Annotated in this window: 14 protein-coding genes; 11 read left to right on the forward strand and 3 right to left on the reverse strand. The window is 38.2% G+C overall.

Going from position 1 to position 17,523, the window contains the following annotated elements; translation table 11 throughout:
• Positions 1–104 precede the first annotated feature (104 nt).
• The gene (locus FRZ67_RS08065) at positions 105–1,412 is read right to left on the reverse strand and encodes a hypothetical protein (protein ID WP_147189058.1); all 1,308 of its coding nucleotides are present in this window, start codon (positions 1,410–1,412) and stop codon (positions 105–107) included.
• 262 nt (positions 1,413–1,674) lie between these two features.
• Between FRZ67_RS08065 and tgt the strand changes: the two genes are divergently transcribed.
• From tgt to FRZ67_RS08080, 3 genes are all read left to right on the forward strand, one after another.
• Complete coding sequence (tgt, locus tag FRZ67_RS08070; RefSeq protein WP_147189059.1) at positions 1,675–2,814, forward strand: tRNA guanosine(34) transglycosylase Tgt; 1,140 nt, start codon at positions 1,675–1,677, stop codon at positions 2,812–2,814.
• A gap of 65 nt (positions 2,815–2,879) precedes the next feature.
• Positions 2,880–3,971 (forward strand): LptF/LptG family permease, encoded by a 1,092-nt coding sequence (locus FRZ67_RS08075; protein ID WP_147189060.1) that lies wholly within the window; start codon positions 2,880–2,882, stop codon positions 3,969–3,971.
• 326 nt (positions 3,972–4,297) lie between these two features.
• On the forward strand, positions 4,298–5,623 hold the full coding sequence (locus FRZ67_RS08080) for a citrate (Si)-synthase, eukaryotic (protein WP_147189061.1): 1,326 nt from the start codon (positions 4,298–4,300) through the stop codon (positions 5,621–5,623).
• Positions 5,624–5,764: 141 nt separating this feature from the next.
• On the opposite strand, the gene FRZ67_RS08085 is transcribed toward FRZ67_RS08080, so the two are convergent.
• Both FRZ67_RS08085 and FRZ67_RS08090 read right to left on the reverse strand, forming a co-directional pair.
• Positions 5,765–6,232, reverse strand: coding sequence for a YkgJ family cysteine cluster protein (locus FRZ67_RS08085; RefSeq protein WP_158638330.1), 468 nt, complete (start codon positions 6,230–6,232; stop codon positions 5,765–5,767).
• A 50-nt stretch (positions 6,233–6,282) separates the two neighbouring features.
• Positions 6,283–7,200, reverse strand: coding sequence for a transglutaminase domain-containing protein (locus FRZ67_RS08090; protein WP_147189063.1), 918 nt, complete (start codon positions 7,198–7,200; stop codon positions 6,283–6,285).
• A gap of 366 nt (positions 7,201–7,566) precedes the next feature.
• On the opposite strand from FRZ67_RS08090, the gene FRZ67_RS08095 reads away from it, so the two are divergent.
• The 8 genes from FRZ67_RS08095 (at position 7,567) to FRZ67_RS08130 (ending at position 17,353) form a co-directional block, all read left to right on the forward strand.
• Positions 7,567–9,462, forward strand: coding sequence for a DNA topoisomerase IV subunit B (locus FRZ67_RS08095; protein WP_147189064.1), 1,896 nt, complete (start codon positions 7,567–7,569; stop codon positions 9,460–9,462).
• 225 nt (positions 9,463–9,687) lie between these two features.
• Positions 9,688–10,524 (forward strand): DUF1835 domain-containing protein, encoded by an 837-nt coding sequence (locus tag FRZ67_RS08100; protein ID WP_147189065.1) that lies wholly within the window; start codon positions 9,688–9,690, stop codon positions 10,522–10,524.
• Between the two features lie 2 nt (positions 10,525–10,526).
• Entirely contained in the window at positions 10,527–10,877 is a 351-nt protein-coding gene (locus FRZ67_RS08105) for a DUF4260 domain-containing protein (RefSeq protein WP_147189066.1), read from the forward strand.
• Positions 10,874–11,263, forward strand: coding sequence for an SMU1112c/YaeR family gloxylase I-like metalloprotein (gene gloA2 / locus FRZ67_RS08110; RefSeq protein WP_147189067.1), 390 nt, complete (start codon positions 10,874–10,876; stop codon positions 11,261–11,263). The genes FRZ67_RS08105 and gloA2 overlap by 4 nt, the downstream gene beginning before the upstream one ends.
• Positions 11,264–11,447: 184 nt before the next feature.
• Positions 11,448–13,952 (forward strand): DNA gyrase/topoisomerase IV subunit A, encoded by a 2,505-nt coding sequence (locus tag FRZ67_RS08115; protein ID WP_147189068.1) that lies wholly within the window; start codon positions 11,448–11,450, stop codon positions 13,950–13,952.
• A gap of 114 nt (positions 13,953–14,066) precedes the next feature.
• Positions 14,067–14,891, forward strand: a complete 825-nt coding sequence (locus FRZ67_RS08120) for an OmpA family protein (RefSeq protein WP_147189069.1) — start codon at positions 14,067–14,069, stop codon at positions 14,889–14,891.
• Between the two features lie 42 nt (positions 14,892–14,933).
• A complete protein-coding gene (locus tag FRZ67_RS08125; RefSeq protein ID WP_147189070.1) occupies positions 14,934–15,959 on the forward strand; it encodes an alpha/beta hydrolase in 1,026 nt (341 codons plus the stop codon).
• A gap of 161 nt (positions 15,960–16,120) precedes the next feature.
• On the forward strand, positions 16,121–17,353 hold the full coding sequence (locus FRZ67_RS08130) for an NADP-dependent isocitrate dehydrogenase (protein WP_147189071.1): 1,233 nt from the start codon (positions 16,121–16,123) through the stop codon (positions 17,351–17,353).
• The last annotated feature ends 170 nt before the right edge of the window (positions 17,354–17,523 follow it).

The raw sequence follows: 17,523 nt of genomic DNA on the forward strand, positions 1-17,523 counted from the left end.
CCCAAATCAGTTATGAGTGCCCTTGCGTCGCACACTTGTACTTTTGGATCTAAGGGCAGCAGTTCGATGTTTAAATGTCCAGCGCCACTTGCAGTAATACTTTTCTATGTGCCAAATTTTTTGAATTTAATGAGGTTCATATACTTGTATAGTTTGCCTGTTTGCTCATTTCTTTTATAACACCAACCAATTATCAAAAGCTCTTTGTCATGTGTTTCCATCAATGATACAAGATTATTATAGTCTGGTTGGTCATGTTTTCGACATTCAGTTATTTGGTAGTCTTTCGTCATACTGCAAATTAAATAGTCTTTATTATTGACTTGCATTGAACCATATAAATAATAATTCTTTGAAGTATTCAAAACTGATTCAATTCTTATGTCTTTTCTTTCAGAAAAAATGGAAAAAGAGTCGGTTCGATCGACTCCTAAATTTGTAAGCTTATATATTTTTATTGTATCGCTACCAAGATTTGTCTTTGTAAAAACGATTGAAGTATCGAAATAAAGCATATCATTGAAATCTACTACCTCCTTCGATTTTATTTTTCCTTTCTTATTTAATGTATAAAAAGCTAAAGCTTCGTCCTTAACCCATTTCTTTTTTACTTTATTAAATCCAGTAAATGAAGATAAAATAAAATGATTTTCGTTTGTTGAAATAAAGTTGTATCCAAAATAATTATAGTTTCTTTTAGGGTCAATTTTTTTCTTCCAGTTTAAGCTTCCGTTTTTTGAAACACATAATAAAATCAAACTAGACTGCATGTCACTCTCTTTAAATAATTCAATTCGTGTTCGCCCATAGTCTTTTTGTATTTTGAGTGGAATAATTCTTTCTGTTTCTCCTAAAATATAAAAATTTCCATTTGCATACGTCAACCCACAAGTTGAAAGACTGCGTCCCACTTTAAATTCCTTCATCCAAATAATATTGGCATTGTTACTATTAATTTTTGCAATCCAAATAACATTGAGGTCTATCCTTTCTCCTGCTATTATAAAGGAGGAACTGTCAAATGAAATGATATGAGTTACTCTTTTATCTTTAAAAGTTACTTCCCATATTTTATTAAAGTCCTTGTTCAATTTCAAAACGCTCCCACTGCTAACGTGAGCCTTGGCAGAATAAAGCTTTGAGCGTTCATAATATTTAGCGAAGTCCGTTCTTAAATATGTCGTGTCATATTGTTCTGGAAAATCAATTGAAAAGATTGTTGAAATTATATATGAGCTATCATTACAGGATATTGCTCCTGTTGGTTCATAATTCCCTAAGTAGGTTTTACCGTTAACAGTGTCTGAATAAACTAAATTGAGTTCTTTAGTTATTTGTAAGTCTTGAATAGTTTGTGAAAATACATGGGTCGAGATTAAGAGAATTGCAATTAATAGGAAGGGTCTAGTCATAATTTGGCATATAGCTCAAAAATATATGAAAGTTTCCTCTGCCCAAAATTATAGTGCTTCCTCAATTGTCAGCAGGCGATAATACAAAAAACGAAAGTTCTTACAGTCCAGATTGTATTTGCTTTTTCTCCCCCTGCTCAATTAATAATCCAAATCGTACAAGAGTGCGACGCAACAAAAGCTTCATGCATTTGCTAAAGCAGGGCCCATAAATCAACCAACGATAAACTACAAATGATAAACGAATATCTTTGCGCCCTTTATGGCAGCACTCACATTTCAACTGGAACATACAGATAATAACAGCAAGGCAAGAGCAGGCACAATAACTACAGATCATGGTGTTATTGAAACGCCCATCTTTATGCCGGTGGGTACTATTGGCAGCGTAAAGGCTGTAACGCAGCAACAGTTGAAAGATGAGATAAAAGCACAGATCATTTTGGGTAATACCTATCATTTATACCTGCGTCCAACAACGGCTATTATTGAAGCAGCAGGTGGTTTGCATAAATTCAACGGCTGGCCCAAACCCATTCTTACAGATAGTGGCGGCTACCAGGTTTTTTCACTGGCAGAGAACAGGAAACTTACGGAAGAAGGCGCTTTGTTCCAGTCGCATATTGATGGCAGCAGGCATTTGTTTACTGCAGAAAATGTAATGGATATTCAGCGCAGCATTGGCGCAGATATCATTATGGCGTTTGATGAATGCCCGCCCTACCCCAGCGAATATGCTTACGCTAAAAAAAGTATGGAGCTTACGCATCGCTGGCTTACACGGTGCTTTACACGTTTTAATGAAACGGAAGATAAGTATGGTTATTCGCAGAATTTATTTCCCATTGTGCAGGGCAGTACATTCGAAGATCTGCGCAAAGAATCCTGTGCATTTGTATCTTCAAAAGAAGCAACAGGCAACGCAATTGGTGGCCTTAGTGTTGGTGAGCCAGAAGCTATGATGTATGATCTTACGGCCTTGTGCGCAGAAAATCTTCCTTACAATAAGCCGCGTTATTTAATGGGTGTTGGCACGCCTTGGAATATTTTGGAATGTATTAGTCTTGGTATAGATATGTTTGATTGTGTAATGCCCACACGCAATGGCCGCAATGGCATGTTGTTTACCACAAAGGGTGTTATCAATATCAGAAACAAAAAATGGGCAACCGATTTTTCTGTTATAGATGATGGCATTGATTGCGAAACAAGTAATTATTACAGCAAAGCATACCTGCGCCATTTGTTTGTGGCAGATGAGATACTGGGCTTGCAGATCGCCAGCATTCACAACCTTGCATTTTACTTATGGTTGGTGGGCGAAGCAAGGAAACACATTATAGCCGGTGATTTTAAGAGCTGGAAAACTTCCACGAGAGAAATCATTAAACAACGGTTATAACAACTTTACAACAGGTTTTACTTTACTTTTGGCGATAATCAAAATACCCCTTTACGGGATATGGCATGAAGAAACTCGACTGGTACATACTCAAAAAATTCTTTACCACTTTTTTCTTTTCCATATTTCTCTTTACCATCATTGCTGTTGCTGTAGACGTTAGCGAAAAAACAGATGATTTTGTTGCATCGGGTTTAAGTGCCACAGACATCATCATGAAATATTATATTGGTTTTGTTCCTTACATCATTGCGCTTCTGTTTCCGTTATTTGTTTTTATAGCGGTAATATTTTTTACTTCTAAACTGGCCTTAAAAAGTGAACTGATCGCCATTCTTGCAAGTGGCACCAGTTTTAACCGCATGATGCGCCCTTATTGGGTGGGTGGCATTACGCTTGGTTTATTATTGGTTGTTTCGGCCAACTATTATATTCCCAAGGCACAGGAAATAAGAACCAGTTTCGAAGCAAAATATGTGAATGTAAATTCAACATACGACCCGCTGGTAAGAAGCAGCCACAATGTTTATTTCCGTATTGATTCTTTTACGTATGCCGGTATCAGGAATTATGATACAGGCACAAAAGCCGGCGGGCCATTCTTTATGCAACGGGTAAAGAATGATGAACTGGTTTATAATCTTCGCGCCGAAGTGATAAGATGGGATACTGCCATAAAAAACTGGCGGTTGCAAACAGTATTGGAAAGAAACATAAACGGCCTGCAGGAGAAAGTTGATTATTCACAAAAAAAAGAAATGAAATTCAACTTCAAACCTTTCGATCTTAGTCACGATGAATATGCCAAAGACAAATTAACTACCGCTGAATTGCACCAGTTTGTGCAACTGGAGAAACTGCGCGGTTCAGAAGGTTTAAATGCACTGGAGATAGAGCAATACAAACGTTTTGCCACCCCACTCGCAGTTGTTATTCTTACTATAATTGGCGCTGCTATCGCCAGCCGCAAAGTGCGTGGTGGAAGCGGCGCACATATAGCAATCGGTATTGTACTAGCAGTAACCTTTATACTCATGGACAGGTTTTCTACCATTTTTTCTACCAAAGGAAGCCTGCCGCCTTATATAGCTGCATGGATACCCGATGTATTCTTCAGTTTTATAGCCATATACATTTACAGAAAGACACCTAAGTAAAATCTAAACTAACAGTTGTAAAATTTATGTACCCGGCATTATAATTTTCATGAGCGCCTGTTGCGTCGCACACTTCTGCGCTTTATTCTTTTATCAGCAAGTGCGGATTTTACAACTTATATTTTTGACAACATTCTTGCAATTCTTTTGTAATTCAAAGGCAAGTTGTTTTACCTTTACCCCAATCGCAACGGATGAAAAATGTTATGCAGTACAAGAGTGCGACGCAAGGAACGATGACTAATGATGCAATACCCGGCTCATAAAAAGCTACCCTGCATCAGTAATTACGCTGAATATATCACCAACAAAATATATACACGGCAATGGATATCATTAAGGAGCGATTTAAAGCAAAAGCAGACGCCGCAGCAACAGAGATCAAGGAATTGCTGAAAGAACATGGCAGCAAAAAGATAGGAGAAGTGTCATTATCCCAGGTGTATCAGGGCATGCGTGGCATTACAGGGCTTGTAACAGAAACAAGTTTGCTTGATGCGCAGGAAGGCATTCGTTTTCGTGGATATTCTATCCCTGAACTACAGGAAAAACTACCCAAAGCAAAAGGGGGCAGCGAACCTTTGCCGGAAGCACTTTTTTACCTGATGCTGATTGGCGAATTACCTACCGAGGATGATGCAAACCGCATTACCTCTATATTACAGCGCCGCAGCCATGTTCCCAACCACGTTTTTGCAGCAATAGATGCTTTACCAATAACCACACACCCCATGACCATGTATGTAGTGGGTGTAATGGCATTGCAAACTGAAAGTGTTTTTGCAAAGAATTACGCAGATGGTTTGAGTAAAAAAGATTACTGGGAATCTACTTTTGAAGATGCACTTACCTTAATAGCACGACTGCCCAGAATTGCCGCATATATTTATCGCCGTAAATATAAGAACAGTGAACACATTCAGCCGGATGGTTTGCTTGACTGGTCGGGAAACCTTGCGCACATGATGGGTTATGACGATGAAAGTTTTTACGAACTGATGCGATTGTATATGACCATTCATGCAGATCATGAAGGTGGAAACGTTTCTGCACATACTACGCATCTTGTTGGCTCTGCATTAAGTGATTGTTACCTTTCTTATGCTGCAGGCATGAATGGTTTGGCTGGTCCTTTACATGGTCTTGCCAACCAGGAAGTAATCAAATGGATCTACGAAATGCAGAAAGAAATAGGTTCTGAAGAACCAACCGCTGAGCAGATTTCAGACTATGTACAGAAAACTTTGAAGTCAGGTAAAGTGGTGCCGGGTTACGGCCATGCGGTGTTGCGCAAAACAGATCCACGCTTTACAGCGCAAATGGAATTTGGCAAGAAGCACATGCCTGATGATAAACTGGTAAATACGGTTTGGAAGATATATGATACGGTTCCGCCGATATTGCAATCTTTAGGTAAGATCAAAAATCCATGGCCTAATGTAGATGCGCACAGTGGTGCATTGCTGGTACATTATGGTCTTGTGGAATATGAATTTTATACGGTGTTGTTTGCTGTAAGCCGTGCATTGGGTGTGCTTGCGAGCCTTATCTGGGATAGAGGTTTAGCGTTCCCATTGGAAAGGCCAAAGAGTGTAACCACACAATCTGTAAAACTGTGGCTTGAAGGAAAAGATGAGATCTGGGAAGGATAGTTTGTTAAGTAAATAAAGTTTGTAAAGTATATAGTGCTTCGTTAACAGCGAAGCATTTTTCTTTTTTGTGAACCAAACTTTAGTAAAAGTATTAAGCTTTTGTTGCGTCGCACTCTTGTACGATTGTTCATTATTGAACAATTACATGCTGATCTCTTCTTTTAATTTTTCTACCACATTATAAATAATTGGGCAGCGGCCATAATGCATAAAAATGGTAAACAATCTTTTTGTAAACCCTGGGTGATGCAGGCCCGGAAATTCGCGGCATTCATTGGGTCTTGCTTCGTAAACGGTACATTTATTTTCATCTAGGAAATGACAGGGGATCGTATTCATTACCGCAAGTGAGCCTTGTGAAGATCGTTCAACATAACAGTTATAAAAATCTTCTTTATCAATCTGAAGATGCGCTGAAAGTCTTGCTGCGTCTGCATCATTTACGTTTATCATTAAACTACGGCAGCAGTTGCCGCATTTTGTACAATCAACCTTTTCTGAAATTTCATCATTCAATTTGAAAACCAGGTCATCTATTCTATTACTGTCTTTCTGCTTTAACAGTTCGCGGAAATGAAGATTTGCAGTTTCATTTTTTTTAGCGTTCATTGATATTGCTACAAGGTCTGTCAAAAGCATGGGCGCAAGGTAGCTAATATCTAAGGGAAGGCTATTACCAGCTTTACTTTATCATTCATATAAGGGCCGCCGGGGTAGCTTGCAGTATAATCAAGATTTACCCAATATTCGCCGTCATTTTCATGATAGTAAATACGATCTATTTTATCATCGCCAAAGAATTGAATAATGGCAGCCTGGGCAATTTCAAAATCTTTTTTGTCACCAATATACATTTCGGGGTACATATGTCCTTCGATAATTACCAGTCTACACATAGCGCCAATGCTCATCAGCGATGCAGCCATCAAAATACTGTGGTCATCACAATCACCGCCTAAACCATTCAATATCGTTTCTCTTGGCGTAGCATAATATTCATCGCGCTGTGCATCGGGAACATATTTGAAATTGGTGTTGATATATTTAAAAAGAGAGAAATATCTCGTTAAACGCTGGTATTTATAATTAAACTCATCAAAATTTTCCAGTGAATGTTTAACTGCAAAATTTCTTACCACAGAATCTTTGTACTGCATTTTTTCTTTTACAAGCCTTGTTACTTTCTTTTCAGGATTTTCAAAAAGATGCGGGTCGAAGCTAAGTTGGTCTGTTTGTTTCTGCTCCCTCACATTCCAGTTTTGGTTTACAATAGCTTTATAACCGCTGGCAATATTGGTGAATGTATAATTGCTGTTAAACTGATTATAAATAAGTATAGCGCATACTACCAGGAAAGCCGGGATAATCAACGGTTTTACCAGCCACTGCATTAAGCGTATAATGATAACTGAAATGATAAGCGCTATAATAAGGTCTACATTCCAGTCGCCAATAAAAACAGGTGGTATAAAACGGCACAGAAAAGGCGCCAGTGGTATAATGAATAGGATACCGGCGATATTGGTGAGGATTTCCTGTGTGGTTATATAATGTTTTTTTATTGCTTCCGGACTCATTGGATTTATTAACGTTCCTGCTAAGACTGAACTGTCTTTGCAAAGTTAAAAATCAATGGGTTTTGACTTCCATTGTAATCTAACTAAATACGTTAAAGTTCACGTGTGTATTATGTTGCAGCTAAAAATTGTTTTATCCACATGGCTAGTTGAATTGTAGAAAAGTAAACGTGAAAAAGTAACTTGTACAGTTAAATTTGCACGGGATTAAAGCCCCCATCCACTAAAAGAGAGTAAGAAAAGGCTTGAAGTTGTATTTTGCTCAATAAGGAACAGGAAGTATAAGAGTGCGACGCAAGGAACGATATAGGAAGATATATGGCTGGGTTCACAAAAAAATTCTTTAAAGCTCAATGTGTTTAAGATATGGCAGAAGCTAAAGAAAAAGACTTGTTTGATTATACCGAAGACAGCATTAAAAGCCTGGATTGGCGGGAGCATATTCGTTTACGCCCCGGTATGTATATTGGTAAACTCGGTGATGGTTCTGCGCCGGATGATGGCATTTATGTGCTGATAAAAGAAGTACTTGATAACTGTATTGATGAGCACATGATGGGTTATGGCAAGCAGATCGAAATTATGATCGAGGGGAAAGGGGTAACCATTCGCGATTATGGCCGTGGCATTCCATTGGGCAAAGTGGTGGATGTGGTGAGCAAAATAAATACCGGCGCGAAGTATGACAGCAAAGCGTTTCAAAAAAGTGTAGGGCTGAACGGTGTGGGTACAAAGGCTGTGAATGCGCTGAGCCATTATTTTAAAGTAGAAAGTTTTCGTGATGGGAGAACAAAAGCTGCGGAATTTGAGAAAGGTATTCTTATAAAAGATCATAAAGAAGCGAAGACTGAAGAATCAAATGGAACGCTGGTAACATTTATTCCCGATGATACCGTGTTTAAGAATTTTCATTTCATACACGAGTATCTTGATAACCTTCTGTGGAATTATTGCTACCTAAATGCAGGACTTGTAATCACTTTCAACAGCAAAAGATATGTAAGTAAAAATGGGTTACTTGACCTGCTGAAACGCAAGAGTAATGAAGATGAAATACGTTATCCCATTATTCATTTAAAAGGGGAAGATATTGAAGTAGCCATTACACACAACAATGATTATGGCGAAGATATTTTTTCGTTCGTTAATGGTCAGTACACTACACAGGGCGGTACGCATCAACAGGCTTTCAGGGAAGCGTTTGTAAAAACCATCCGCGACTTTTTTAAGAAAGATTATGATGCGGCTGATATAAGACAAAGCATTGTTGCTGCCATTGCAGTGCGTGTGCAGGAGCCAGTGTTTGAGAGCCAGACAAAAACGAAACTGGGCAGTTCCGTCGTGTATGAAGGTGGTCCGACAATGAAAAATTTCATTGGCGATTTCTTTGCAAAAGAGCTTGATAATTTTTTACACCGCAATGCATCAGTTGCAGATGCCATTAAGAAAAGGATCGAGCAAAGTGAACGGGAGAGAAAAGAACTGGCAGGCATAAAAAAGCTTGCTAATGAAAGAGCAAAGAAGGCCAACCTGCATAATAAAAAACTTCGTGACTGCCGCGTGCATTACAATGAAGAACCGCCTACAAAAAATAAAGAAGCGTTCATTGAGTTGCAAAATAAATCGACCATTTTTATTACCGAAGGTGATAGTGCAAGTGGCAGCATTACCAAGTCTCGCCAGGTAGATACGCAAGCTGTTTTCAGTCTTCGTGGTAAACCACTTAATTGTTTTGGCCTTACCAAAAAAGTGGTGTACGAAAATGAGGAATTCAATTTATTACAACATGCATTGAATATTGAAGATGGCCTTGATGGTTTGCGTTACAACAACATTGTAATTGCTACGGATGCGGATGTGGATGGCATGCACATTCGTTTGCTGCTGATGACTTTCTTTCTGCAATTCTTTCCAGATCTTGTAAAGCAGGGCCATGTGTATATTCTTGAAACGCCGTTGTTCCGTGTGCGCAATAAACAGGAAACGATCTATTGTTATGATGAAACAGAAAAACAGGCAGCAGTAAAAAAATTAGGCAGCAAGCCTGAGATCACAAGATTTAAAGGTCTTGGAGAAATTTCACCGGAAGAGTTTGGAAGATTTATCGGCGATAATATGCGTGTGCAGCCTGTGATACTCGAACAGGGCGATCACATTCAGAATTTACTTGAATATTTTATGGGCAAGAATACAATGGAGCGGCAGGAATTTATCATAGATAACTTAAGAGTAGAGTTGGATCTTGTTGAAGAAGCCCCCTAAATCCCCCGGTTGGGGGACTTATTTACCATTTTGCTGAGTCAGCAAAATGGTTGAAGATGACGGGGAAAGTTCTTATGTACTAAGCTGAAGAATTACTATTGAGCTTTTGTTGCGTCGCACACTTCAACGGTTTGTGCAATAATAAGCAATGATGATTTTTAAATTAAGTTATATCGCTAATCAAAATTATAAAGACTCCCTGTAGGGATGTTTGGAGGGTTTTATATGTTACACATCGTTTTCCAGGAAGCAGATACTGCAGTATTGCAAAAAGCTATTGAGTTAGACGAAACAATAGCCGGTGAAGTATGGCAGATCAAAGATGATTTTGCTGTTGGTCCAGTTGAAGGCATTTATGAAACAGAAGGTTACCAGGCAAGAAGGGATTGGTGGAAAATGTTGCTTGAATCTTCTCCGTATACAGAGCAAATAGACTTGGTCGACGATAAAATGACCGTGCATAATCTCTTAAAAAAATTAGAAGAAGAACCCGAACTGGAAGTATGGATCTGGCTGGGGCAAAACCAACATGATGTCTGTGGTTACTATTGGATGATGAGCCAGTTAAAAGATTACCAGGGAAGGATATTTGTATTATACATGAACAACCTGCCTTTTATAAATGAAAAGGGTGGAATATTTTACCCAACTGCTTTACACGAAATTCAGCCAAAAGAATTTTTAAAAGCAAAGAAGCTGGCAAGACCAATAACATTGAGCGAGTTTGAAATAGACCCTGATGAATGGAAGAAACTCTGCAGTGAAAATGGCATGGTGCGAATACTGGAAGGCGGTAAAAAGATCGCCAGTAAAGAAGCAGATTTTTATGATAAAGAGATTCTTAGTGCAGTAAATACCGAACCTCAAAAACTGCATAAGTTGTTAGGCAATATGTTCGGCAAAATGAAAATAAAAACAGGCGATGTTTTCTTGGTATGGCGCATAAAAGAATTGATCAATGCAGGGAAATTAGAAGCCGGCGGCGATTGGGCAAAAGGCTGGAAAGAGATTACTATAAAGCTTGCCGGCGCTCCTGTACAAACTGAAGTTGTTACTGAATAATTATGAAACAAATTATACAACTGGAAGAACTTGCCATGCTTCTGTTGAGCATTTATTTTTTCAGCACATTATATTTCGCATGGTGGTGGTTCCCGGTTTTAATTTTAACGCCTGATTTAAGTATGCTAGGTTACGCTGCAGGAAATAAAGTTGGCGCTATAGTGTATAATTTTTTTCATCACAAGGCATTGGCAATAGGCGTGTATGTTCTCGGCTGTTATTTGCAGAATGAAATTATACAACTGACTGGTATTATTTTATTTGGTCATTCTTCCATGGACAGGCTATTTGGTTATGGTTTAAAAACTTTCGCAGGATTTAAATCCACGCATTTAGGAGAGATCGGGAAATGATCAAGATCAAGCATATACATCATGTAGCAATTCTGACTGATAATTATGAGCAGAGTAAAAAATTTTATACAGAAATACTCGGCTTTGAAATTATTGCTGAAACATATCGTGCAGAAAGAAATTCTTACAAACTTGATCTTGCAATAAACGGTTTGTATCAAATAGAGTTGTTCTCATTTCCTGATTATCGAGAGCGTGGTTCATATCCTGAATCAAAAGGTCTGCGGCATTTGGCATTTGCAGTAGATGATGTGGAAGCAAGCACTGCATTTTTAAAAAGTAAAAATGTGGATGTGCAGGATGTAAGAATTGATGAATTGACAGGGAAGAAATTTGTATTCTTTATCGATCCAAATGGGCAGCCGTTAGAATTGTATGAAGAATAATTTTATAAACAAGCTATGAGTTTTCATGGCATCGCCTGTTGTGTCACTCACTTGTACTGGTTGTTCTTTGCTTAGCAATGAAAAGAACGTACAAGAGTGCGACGCAACTAGAGGATTATAGTAGCAATGCAGACTGGCTCAAAATATTTTGAATTTTACTTTTGAATTTTTGACTTGATAAAAGATGGCGAAAGAAAAGAAAGAAATTGATCTCTCAAATGAAAACGGTGTGCAGGGCCAATATAAAACATGGTTCCTTGATTATGCATCGTATGTAATACTGGAACGTGCCGTGCCTGCTGTGGAGGATGGTTTAAAACCAGTGCAGCGGCGCATTTTGCATGCCATGAAAGAAATGGATGATGGGCGTTTTAATAAAGTGGCCAACATCATTGGGCAATCGATGCAGTACCACCCTCATGGTGATGCAAGTATTGGTGAAGCATTGGTAAACATGGGGCAAAAAGATTTGCTCATAGAAACACAAGGTAACTGGGGTGATGTAAGAACAGGTGATGATGCAGCTGCGCCAAGGTATATAGAAGCACGTTTATCAAAGTTTGCATTGGAAGTTGCATTCAATGCAAAGACAACGGAATGGCAATTAAGTTATGATGGCCGCAAACAGGAACCTGTTGTACTACCCATGAAATTTCCATTGGTGCTGGCACAAGGTGCAGATGGTATCGCAGTTGGTTTATCAACGAAAATATTACCGCACAACTTTATCGAATTGTGTGAAGCATCGATCAAATATTTGCGTGGCAGAAAGTTTGAATTATTGCCGGATTTTCTTACCGGCGGTATGATGGATGCGAGCAACTACAACGAAGGTAAACGCGGTGGTAAGATACGGGTGAGAGCAATGATTGAAGAAGTGGACAAGAAAACACTGGTAATCAAAAGTGTGCCCTATGGTGTTACCACGTCGAGCCTGATGGATTCCATAGTAAAGGCCAATGACCAGGGCAAGATCAAAATAAAAAAAGTTACAGATGCTACTGCAAAAGATGTAGAGATACAGATTGAATTAGCAGCTGGTATTTCTCCAGACATTACTATTGATGCTTTATACGCATTTACCGATTGCGAAGTGAGCATCTCTCCTAACTGTTGTGTGATCGTGGAGAATAAACCACGTTTCCTCGGCGTGCATGAACTGTTGCGCATTTCAGCAGATAACACTAAAGATTTATTGCAGAAAGAACTGCAAATAAAACTTGCTGAACTGGAAGGCAAATGGCATTATACTTCTTTGGAGAAAATATTCTTTGAAGAAAAGATCTATAAAGAACTTGAACAAAAACATGAAACATGGGACAAAGTAATTGAAGCCATTGATAAAGCATTTGGCCCTTACAAGAAGAAACTGAAACGTGAGATAAAAAGAGAAGATATAATAAAACTTACAGAGAAACCCGTAAGAAGAATTTATCGTCTTGATATTAATGAACTGAATGAACAGATCAAAAATATTGAAGCAGATATTAAGCAGGTAAATTATGATTTAGAACATCTCACAGATTTTGCTGTTGCATACTTCGAGAATCTCTTAAAAAAATATGGCAAAGGCCGTGAACGCAAAACAGAGATCAAACCTTTTGATACCATAACTGCCAAACAAGTTGCTATTGCCAACACAAAGATTTATGTAAACCGTGCAGAAGGCTTTGTGGGAACAGGTTTGAAGAAAGATGAATTGCTTACTGAATGTTCTGATCTTGATGATATCATTGTGTTTACCAAACGTGGTATCATGAAGATCGTCAAGGTTGCAGACAAAGTCTTTATTGGCAAAGACATTATTCATGCGGCAGTGTTTCTAAAGAATGATGAGCGCACCACTTACAACATGATCTACACCGATGGTGATAGTGGCACTAGTTATGCAAAGCGATTCAATGTTACCGGTATCACCCGTGATAAAGAATATGACCTTACAAAAGGGAGCGACAAAAGTAAAGTCCAATACTTTTCTGCCAATCCAAATGGTGAAGCAGAAGTGGTAAAGATCACATTAAGCCCGAACTGTACTGCACGCAATAAAGAGTTTGATTATTATTTTGAAGAGCTTGAAATAAAAGGCCGCAGCAGCATGGGCAACCAGGTGGTAAAATATCCTATCCGCTCAGTAAAACTGAAAGAAAAGGGCAAGTCAACATTGGAAGGCCGCAAGCTTTGGTTTGATGACGTATATGGAAGATTGAACAATGAACAGAAAGGCACATACCTTGGAAGCTTTGAAGAAGAAAAAATCCTGGTGATTTACAACGATGGCAATTACGAGATCACCGATACAGAACTTACACAGCGTTTTGAAGCAGATAAAATATTGCTGATAGAAAAATTCAATCCTGAGAAAATTCTTACCGCAGTATATCTTGATAGTGAAAAAGGACAGTATAATGTAAAACGTTTCAAGATTGAGACAACAACCCTGCACAGTAAATTTTTATTCATCAAAGAAGGTGCAACGCTGGAAGCTATCACTTCAATTGAAGAACCAATTCTTGTAGTGCAAACAGGTCGCGGTCAACAAATACGAAAAGCAAAATTCAAGATCAATAAAATGGTGGAAGTAATGGGTTGGAAAGCAGTTGGTGCAAAGCTTATGGATTACAGCAAATCTGTTGAGATGGAATGGGAGAAAAGAGAAGAAGACAATAACAAACAACCTGAATTATTCTAACATCGGGGAAGTGTTGGCATGATTTTGTTGGTACTCAGCTGTTGAATAGCTATCAAGCTTTGGTTGCGTCGCACACTTATACTGTAGAATTTGAAATAAACATAAAATCATCGTATGCAAAATAATCATCGTCATGTAATCATTATTCTCGCAGCCTGTGTGTTGTTCATGGCAAGCTGTGTAAGCAAAAAGAAATATTTGGAATCACAGGTTGCTATCCGTTATCTCAAATATGACAGTACACAGCTTGCCAATAAAGTAAACAGTTTAACTACAACAGTTACTGATCTGCAACAGCAGGTTGCAGACCAAAAAAAGCTGATAGCAGATCTGCAAAAAAAGAATGCAGACCTGCAGGCTTCTGCATCTTTTACACAAACAGAATTAACACAAAGACAAAAAGAATTACAGGAGCAGCAACAGAAGCTTACGCAACTGCAAAACTTACTCGATCAGCAGAAACAAAAATCTGAAGAGCTGAGAAAGAAAATGGCAGATGCATTGAGTGGCTTTGCTGCAAGTGATCTTACTGTAACACAAAAGAATGGCAAAGTATATGTAAGCCTTAGTGAGAATTTATTATTTCCATCCGGCAGCGCTGCGGTAAATGCACAAGGCAAAGAAGCGTTGGGTAAACTTGCCGGTGTATTAAATGCAAATGCCGATATCAGCATAAACATTGAAGGTCATACAGATTCTATTCCTATTCGTAAAACGTATGAAGATAACTGGGCATTAAGTCTTGCACGTTCCGCATCAATTGTAAGAATACTAACAAAAGACTATAATGTTGACCCTGTAAGAGTAATTGCATCCGGACATAGTGAATATGATCCTGTTGAATCTAACTCCACTGCAGAAGGCAGGGCAAAGAACAGGAGAACCGAAATTATACTTTCACCAAAACTTGATGAGTTGTATAAACTACTCGAACAATAAAAAAAGCGTGATTAGTGTTTTGCATTAAGACAAAACACGATAATGAAAAAGCTAGTCAAATTCTTTACTTACGCTTTGTTGCTTTGCATCATTATTTTCTTATTCCTCATTTTTTTTCCAAGAAATTATGATGTTCCTCAGCTACAGGAAAGAAAAAGTACGCAATACTGGAATCTAAGTGACAGATCAAAAATTGCATACACACTTCTTTCTGCGAAAGGTGTAAAAAAGCCTTATCCAATAATTTATTTACATGGTGGGCCTGGCGGATTTATTTCTGATAATACCATAACAATGCTGCAACCACTTGCAGATAGTGGCTATGAAGTTTACATGTACGATCAGATTGGCAGCGGCAGATCATCAAGACTAGAAAATATTAGAGACTACACTGTACAAAAACATATTGATGACCTAAATGAGATCATTAAAAATATTGGCGCTGAAAAAGTAATATTAATTGGTCAGTCGTGGGGAGCAATTTTAGCTACGTTATTCACTGCAGACAATAAGGACAAGATCGAAAAGCTTATACTAACATGTCCCGGTCCTGTTTATCCTTATCATAGCGAATTGGCAACAGTAAAACCACCTGATAGATTGCATTTAAAAGATCCAATGCTTTCAAATGCAGACGGAAATAAAAAAGCAAATAATGTTAGAACAAAAACAATGTCCTTCATTGCAACAACATTTGGTAAAAAGCTTGCTTCAGATGAACAAGCAGATGCTTTTGCATCTTATTTGAATTATGAAGTAAACAAATCCTGTGTATGTGATACATCTAATGTATTAAAAGAAGAAGCGGGCAGCGGTTATTACGCGCAATTAATGACGTATTTAGACCTTACTAAAATCAAAGACCCACGAAATAAATTTAAAAATCTCGATACTAAAGTTTTAGTAATGAAAGGTCAATGCGATAACCAAAAATGGGGGTTCACCAACGAATACTTACAGCTTTTTAAAAACAGTAAATTAACTGTTATTCCGGGTGCAGGACATTTCATTTATGTTGAACAACCTGCATTATATATAAAAACCATTCAGAGTTTTTTGAGCGAGTAAGAAGTTTTTGCTGCCATAACATCTATCTGCACAAGAGTGCGACGCAAGAGGCGATGCCATGAAATACTTAAGCCGGGCTTATAAAAATTGTTTGTTTTGTATAAAACCTTAAACTGTTACATTTGCAGTCCCGTTTTAACCAACCAAAAAATCGAACGAGCATGAGCCAAAAAATTAAAGTTACCAATCCCGTAGTGGAACTTGACGGAGATGAAATGACACGCATTATCTGGAAGTTTATAAAAGATAAACTGATTCTTCCTTATGTTGATGTTGATATTAAATACTATGATCTTGGAATGGAATACCGCGATGAAACCAACGACCAGGTTACTGTTGACGCAGCCAACGCAATTAAACAATATGGTGTTGGTATCAAGTGTGCAACTATAACACCTGATGAAGCACGTGTGGAAGAATTTAAACTAAAACAAATGTGGAAGAGTCCGAACGGTACTATCCGCAACATTCTTGATGGCACTGTGTTTCGTGAGCCAATCGTTTGTAAGAATGTACCGCGTTTGGTTCCTAACTGGACTGCACCAATTTGTATAGGTCGTCATGCTTTTGGTGATCAATATCGTGCAACAGATTTTGTTACAAAAGGTAAAGGAAAACTTACCATAAAATTTGAAGGCGAAGATGGAACAAAACAGGAGTTTGAAGTGTTCAATTTCAAAGGTGATGGCGTTGCTCTTGCAATGTATAACACAGATGAAAGCATCAAAGGTTTTGCAAGAAGCTGTTTCAACACTGCATTACAAAAGAAATGGCCTTTGTATCTTTCTACAAAAAATACCATTCTTAAAAAATACGATGGCCGCTTTAAAGATATTTTTGAAGAGATCTACCAGAATGAATTTAAAGCTTTGTATGCAGAAGCAGGTATTACTTATGAGCATCGTTTGATCGATGACATGGTTGCATCTGCATTAAAATGGAATGGCAATTTTGTTTGGGCTTGTAAGAATTATGATGGCGATGTACAGAGCGATACTGTTGCACAGGGTTTTGGTTCATTGGGTTTAATGACATCAACACTTGTAACACCTGATGGAAAGATCATGGAAGCAGAAGCTGCGCATGGAACGGTTACACGTCATTATCGTGAACACCAGAAAGGCAAACCAACTTCTACAAATCCTATAGCATCAATTTTTGCATGGACAAGAGGTCTTGAATTCCGCGGCAAGCTTGATAGCAACCAGGAGCTTATAGATTTCTGTCATGCACTTGAAGCAGTTTGTGTAGAAACTGTTGAAAGTGGTAAGATGACAAAAGATCTTGCAGTTTGCATTTATGGCAATAAAGTAAATCACGGCGAACATTATTTATATACCGAAGAATTTCTTGATGCTTTGGATGTAAATCTAAAAGCAAAACGTGGTAAATAAACTTCCTATATTTTTTACGAGCCTCGTTTTTTAACGAGGTTTTTTTATTTTATGCAGCAGGCCGCATTATTACTATTGAGCTTCTCTTGCGTCGCACTCTTGTGCCGCTTTCACATTATTCAACTGAAAGTTTCAGCGGCATCACGCCAAAGGCGTTGATACGTTCAAAA

This window comes from Panacibacter ginsenosidivorans (genome assembly GCF_007971225.1).
Classification (GTDB): Bacteria; Bacteroidota; Bacteroidia; order Chitinophagales; family Chitinophagaceae; genus Panacibacter; species Panacibacter ginsenosidivorans.

Excerpts from the sequence above, each read along its gene's own strand:
- FRZ67_RS08065 (WP_147189058.1), bottom strand. The coding sequence starts at position 1,412 with ATGACTAGACCCTTCCTATTAATTGCAATTCTCTTAATCTCGACCCAT.
- tgt (WP_147189059.1), top strand. The coding sequence starts at position 1,675 with ATGGCAGCACTCACATTTCAACTGGAACATACAGATAATAACAGCAAG.
- FRZ67_RS08075 (WP_147189060.1), top strand. The coding sequence starts at position 2,880 with ATGAAGAAACTCGACTGGTACATACTCAAAAAATTCTTTACCACTTTT.
- FRZ67_RS08080 (WP_147189061.1), top strand. The coding sequence starts at position 4,298 with ATGGATATCATTAAGGAGCGATTTAAAGCAAAAGCAGACGCCGCAGCA.
- FRZ67_RS08085 (WP_158638330.1), bottom strand. The coding sequence starts at position 6,232 with ATGAACGCTAAAAAAAATGAAACTGCAAATCTTCATTTCCGCGAACTG.
- FRZ67_RS08090 (WP_147189063.1), bottom strand. The coding sequence starts at position 7,200 with ATGAGTCCGGAAGCAATAAAAAAACATTATATAACCACACAGGAAATC.
- FRZ67_RS08095 (WP_147189064.1), top strand. The coding sequence starts at position 7,567 with ATGGCAGAAGCTAAAGAAAAAGACTTGTTTGATTATACCGAAGACAGC.
- FRZ67_RS08100 (WP_147189065.1), top strand. The coding sequence starts at position 9,688 with ATGTTACACATCGTTTTCCAGGAAGCAGATACTGCAGTATTGCAAAAA.
- FRZ67_RS08105 (WP_147189066.1), top strand. The coding sequence starts at position 10,527 with ATGAAACAAATTATACAACTGGAAGAACTTGCCATGCTTCTGTTGAGC.
- gloA2 (WP_147189067.1), top strand. The coding sequence starts at position 10,874 with ATGATCAAGATCAAGCATATACATCATGTAGCAATTCTGACTGATAAT.
- FRZ67_RS08115 (WP_147189068.1), top strand. The coding sequence starts at position 11,448 with ATGGCGAAAGAAAAGAAAGAAATTGATCTCTCAAATGAAAACGGTGTG.
- FRZ67_RS08120 (WP_147189069.1), top strand. The coding sequence starts at position 14,067 with ATGCAAAATAATCATCGTCATGTAATCATTATTCTCGCAGCCTGTGTG.
- FRZ67_RS08125 (WP_147189070.1), top strand. The coding sequence starts at position 14,934 with ATGAAAAAGCTAGTCAAATTCTTTACTTACGCTTTGTTGCTTTGCATC.
- FRZ67_RS08130 (WP_147189071.1), top strand. The coding sequence starts at position 16,121 with ATGAGCCAAAAAATTAAAGTTACCAATCCCGTAGTGGAACTTGACGGA.